Source organism: Rhizobium nepotum 39/7 (genome assembly GCF_000949865.1).
Lineage (GTDB): Bacteria > Pseudomonadota > Alphaproteobacteria > Rhizobiales > Rhizobiaceae > Agrobacterium > Agrobacterium nepotum.
Genome location: NZ_JWJH01000060.1, coordinates 1 through 4,563, shown reverse-complemented (window position 1 = coordinate 4,563; position 4,563 = coordinate 1). Strand labels below are relative to the sequence as shown.

At 56.5% G+C, this 4,563-nt stretch carries 3 protein-coding genes; all 3 read left to right on the top strand.

Annotation, left to right across the window (positions count from 1 at the left end; translation table 11 throughout):
• Positions 1-100: 100 nt before the first annotated feature.
• The gene (locus RS75_RS24795; protein WP_041723954.1) at positions 101-1,660 is read left to right on the top strand and encodes an ABC transporter substrate-binding protein; all 1,560 of its coding nucleotides are present in this window, start codon (positions 101-103) and stop codon (positions 1,658-1,660) included.
• 486 nt (positions 1,661-2,146) lie between these two features.
• A complete protein-coding gene (locus tag RS75_RS24790; protein WP_012654935.1) occupies positions 2,147-2,920 on the top strand; it encodes a DeoR/GlpR family DNA-binding transcription regulator in 774 nt (257 codons plus the stop codon).
• A 189-nt stretch (positions 2,921-3,109) separates the two neighbouring features.
• Positions 3,110-4,563 (top strand): ABC transporter substrate-binding protein (locus RS75_RS24785; protein WP_045025260.1); only part of this gene is annotated, 1,454 nt, incomplete at its 3' end.

The window sequence follows — 4,563 nt, the reverse complement described above, 5'->3', positions numbered from 1 at the left end:
GCATGAGGGAAGACACCGCCGTACCGGCGGTTGTGGTTGGTGAAACAAGATCAGTCGCGGGTACGGCAAGACCAGCCCGCTTTCTCAAGGAGTGGCTTCAATGAAGAGAAGAACCTTTATCGGTACGGCTGCTGCGATTGCCGTATCGCTTTCCAGTGGAATCGCTTTCGCTCAGGAGGACACGCGTCCGGACTTGCGCATTGCGGTTCAAAAGAACCCCGAAACGCAGGAACCGGTGGATACCGCATCGAACGTTGCTTTCCGCAACAATCCCTCGATCCACGAGCCCCTGTTGAAACTCGACCTCAACGGCGACTACACGGTACAACCGAACCTCGCAATCTCTTGGAAATGGGTCGATGACAAGACCCTTGAACTGAAGCTCCGCAAGGACGTCATTTTCCACGATGGCCGCGAAATGACCGCTGACGACGTCGCCTTCTCCTTCGGCCCGGAACGTTTGACCGACCCGAAGGCCCCCGGCTATCCATCGTATCTCACGAATTTTAGCAGCCTCGATCATGTCGAGGTTGTCGATCCGGAAACCGTGCGCTTCGTGACAAAGTTCAAGGATCCTATTCTGTTGCAGCGCCTCGCCGCCTATCCGGCGGTTGTCATCAGCAAGGACGCTTGGGTAAAGATGGGCAGCGACTGGGTCAAGTGGAAGCAGAAGCCCGTCGGTGCCGGCCCGTACAAGGTGGTCGAATCTGTCGCGAACGACCATGTCACACTGGCTGCCAACGACCAGTATTTTGGTGGAAAGCCGAACGCAAAGACTATCACGTTCAAGGTCGTGCCTGAAGTTTCGTCTCGTATTGCTGGCCTTCTCGCGGGTGACTACGACATTGCTACCGATCTCCCCCCGGACCAGCTCGACGTTGTAAACAAATCGGACAATGCAAAGATTGTCGGTGGCCCGGTTCCTAACAACCGTATCCTGTTCTACGACAAGAACAACCCGGCGCTGAAGGATCCGCGGGTCCGTCAGGCGCTCAGCCTCGCCATTGATCGTCAGGCGATTGTCGACTCCATCTGGAACGGCAAGACCGTCGTCCCGAATGGCGCGCAATTCAAGGAATTCGGACCGGTCTACCTGAAGGGCCGCCCGAAACCCGAGTACAATCCGGAAAAGGCACAGCAGCTCCTGAAGGACGCTGGCTACAAGGGCGAGCAGATCACGATCCGCTCGCAGAACAACTATTACACGGCAGAAAACCCGGTCAGCGAGGCGATCGTTGCCATGTGGCAGGCCGTCGGCATCAATGCCAAGCTGGAATTTGTCGAAGCCGGCAAGCTGTTCGACAATGCCAATGGCCGTGCAGCCGGTAATTGGTCGAGCACCGCAGTCATTTCGGACCCGTATGTTTCAATCTATGCGCTCTCGTTCGCAAAGACCGCGACGATGGGCACGCAGAAGATCTGGATCAACGACGATTTCGACGCCCTCGGTGCGAAGCTCGAACAGGCCGTCGCTCCAGCCGATCGCGCCAAGACCTTCTCCGACATGCTTGATATCATCGAGTTGAAGGATCCCGGCATCACCGTCCTGCACCAGAACGCCGTCTTCTACGGGATTTCCAACAAGGTGAAGTGGGAACCGAAGCAGAGTTTCGCCATGGACCTTGGCCCCCTGAGCCTCTCCTTCGGAAACACCCGGTAAAGTCTGCGAGCGGACGCTTTTCTCGGCGGCCGCTTTCATGCCTTGCCGTGGCCGGTATTGTGCCGGCCATGGCCACTGCTTTTCAAGGCGAATGGGGAGACCACGCTCAACGGTCAAGCCAGGATCATGCGGGGGCTCAAGAGCAAAATCTGCTCTGTCGACAATGCGAGCCTCCTATCCGCGGTTTCGGGCCCTGTTTCACCTGATTGGCTGACGCGTCGGCGTCAATCCCGGGGTGCTGCCCCGAAGCTTTGGATCTCGGGCAACCTGACGACACAACCACCATCAGCCTGTTTTGCCTTTTCCTATGATCGATTTCGCTCAACATACAGCAGGATTTGTGCGATGCAGCACACAATTAATTCAATTCGTCAGCAGATTTACTATGCAAAAGCCAAGAAAGCTGTCATATAGCTGTCATCTACGGGAGGTAGATATCGCTCACGATTGATCGATAAGCATCACATACGGACGAGGAGGAAACGCGTGTTGACCCAAGCGGAAGATCGCCAAGCGAAAATTGTCGACCTGCTGCGGACGCGTAATTTCGTGGATATTCGTACACTGACGGAGCACCTCGACATCTCGGTCGCGACTGTCCGCCGTGACCTTGGCGAGATGGAAGCGGCCGGATTGGTGCGCCGGACGCACGGCGGCGCCGTCAATATCAACCAGGTCGCGATGGACGCATCCAACGCGGCCCGTGCCGTCTCAAACCAGACCGAGAAGGCGGCCATTGCCGCTGCCGTGGCTGAGATGGTTGTCGATGGCGACACTGTTCTTCTTGATGCAGGCACGACAGCATTGGAAGTCGCCAAGCACCTCGCTGGACGCAACACCCTCACATTTATTTCCAACGGCCTCGACATTGTTGCCGAACTGACGCGTGCCGAAAGGCAGAGCATTTACTCGGTAGGAGGCGAATATTCCGAAGCGAACCGCTCTTTCCGGGGGCCGCTGGCGGAGCAGTTCATTCGCCAGTTCAATGTCGACAAGCTTATCCTTAACGCGGCGTCGATCGACATCGATCGTGGTTTGATCTGCACCTCAACGCCCGTGAACGCGAGTATCGCTCGCGCCATGATCGAGGTTTCCCGGCGTGTCATCGTCGTGGCGGATTATTCGAAGTTCACAAAGTCCAGTCTGTCGGTGGCAGCAAAGATCGAAGACATCGGCGTCATCGTCACCGATGCGGGCGCCAAGTCGATGATCGACACCGCTCCAGAGAAGCTGCGCAAGAAGTTCGTGATTGCAACGTGAGGGTCCACGCTCGGTGTGCGTCCATCCTCGAACAGAGTTCGATGGGCATTGATTGCCCGTCTCAGGTCTCTTCTCGCCGGATCAAAGCGTGGGGGAAGTCGCCAACATAGCGTCGGCGACAGGGAGTGAAAGCAAGAAGCACCGGCTCGGTACAGCCCAGCTGACCGGCCTCGTCAGGGAGTGGAGAATATGAAGAGAAGAACATTCATTGCGTCGACGGCACTCGTCATTGCCTCGCTGGCGGCCGGGGCAGCCGTCGCTCAGGAGGACAATCGTCGCGACTTGAGAATAGCAGTTCAGAAAAACCCCGAGACCCAGGAGCCGGTCGACCAGGCATCCAACGCCGCGTTCCGCAATAACCCATCGATCCACGAAACTTTGCTAAAGCTCGACCTGAACGATTACACGGTTCGGCCGAACCTTGCGATCTCGTGGAAATGGATCGACGACACGACCCTGGAAATAAAGCTTCGCAAGGGCGTCATCTTCCATGACAGCCGTGAAATGACCGCAGACGACGTGGCATTTTCGTTTGGTCCGGAACGCTTGACTGATCCAAAGGCGCCTGGATATCCAACCTACCTGACAAGCTTTAGCAGCCTTGATCATGTCGACGTTGTCGATCCGGAAACAGTGCGCTTCGTCACGAAGTTCAAGGATCCCGTCTTGTTGCAGCGTCTGGCGAACTATTCCGCCGTTGTCATCAGCAAGGACGCCTGGGTGAAGATGGGCGGCGACTGGGTCAAGTGGAAGCAGAAGCCAATCGGCGCGGGCCCGTACAAGGTCGTTGAGTCTATCGCGAACGATCATGTCACGCTGGCTGCTCACGATCTATATTTCGGCGGTAAGCCCAATGCTAAAACCGTTACTTTCAAAGTGGTGCCGGAGGTCTCGTCGCGCATCGCCGGTCTTCTCGCGGGCGACTATGACATCGTCACCGATCTTCCGCCGGACCAGCTCGACGTTGTAAACAAATCAACTGAGGCGAAGATCGTCGGCGGTCCGGTTCCGAATAATCGCATCCTGTTCTACGACAAGAACAATCCTGTGCTCAAGGATCCGCGCGTTCGCCAGGCGCTAAGCCTGGCCATTGATCGACAGGCAATCGTCGACTCCATCTGGGATGGAAAAACCGTCGTCCCGAATGGCGCGCAGTTCAAGGAATTCGGACCGATCTACCTGAAGGATCGTCCAAAGCCCGAGTACAATCCAGAAAAGGCGCAGCAGCTCCTGAAGGACGCCGGCTATAACGGCGAGCAGATCACGATCCGGTCGCAGAACAACTATTACACGGCAGAAAACCCGGTCAGCGAGGCCATTGTCGCTATGTGGCAGGCCGTGGGTATCAATGCCAAGCTGGAATTTGTCGAAGCCGGCAAATTATTCGAAAACACAAATGCTCGCGCGACGGGCAATTGGTCCAGCACTGCCATCGTTTCGGATCCTTATGTGTCCGTGTACGCGCTTTCGTTCGCAAAGACCGCAACGATGGGTACACAAAAGATCTGGGAGAACCCGGAATTCGACGCTCTCGGTGCGAAGCTCGAACAGGCCATCGATCCGGCTGATCGCGCCAAGATCTTTTCCGACATGCTGGACATCATCGAGTTAAAGGATCCGGGCATCACCGTCCTGCACCAGAA

Coding starts and splice junctions, on each gene's coding strand:
- RS75_RS24795 (WP_041723954.1), top strand. CDS start 101: ATGAAGAGAAGAACCTTTATCGGTACGGCTGCTGCGATTGCCGTATCG.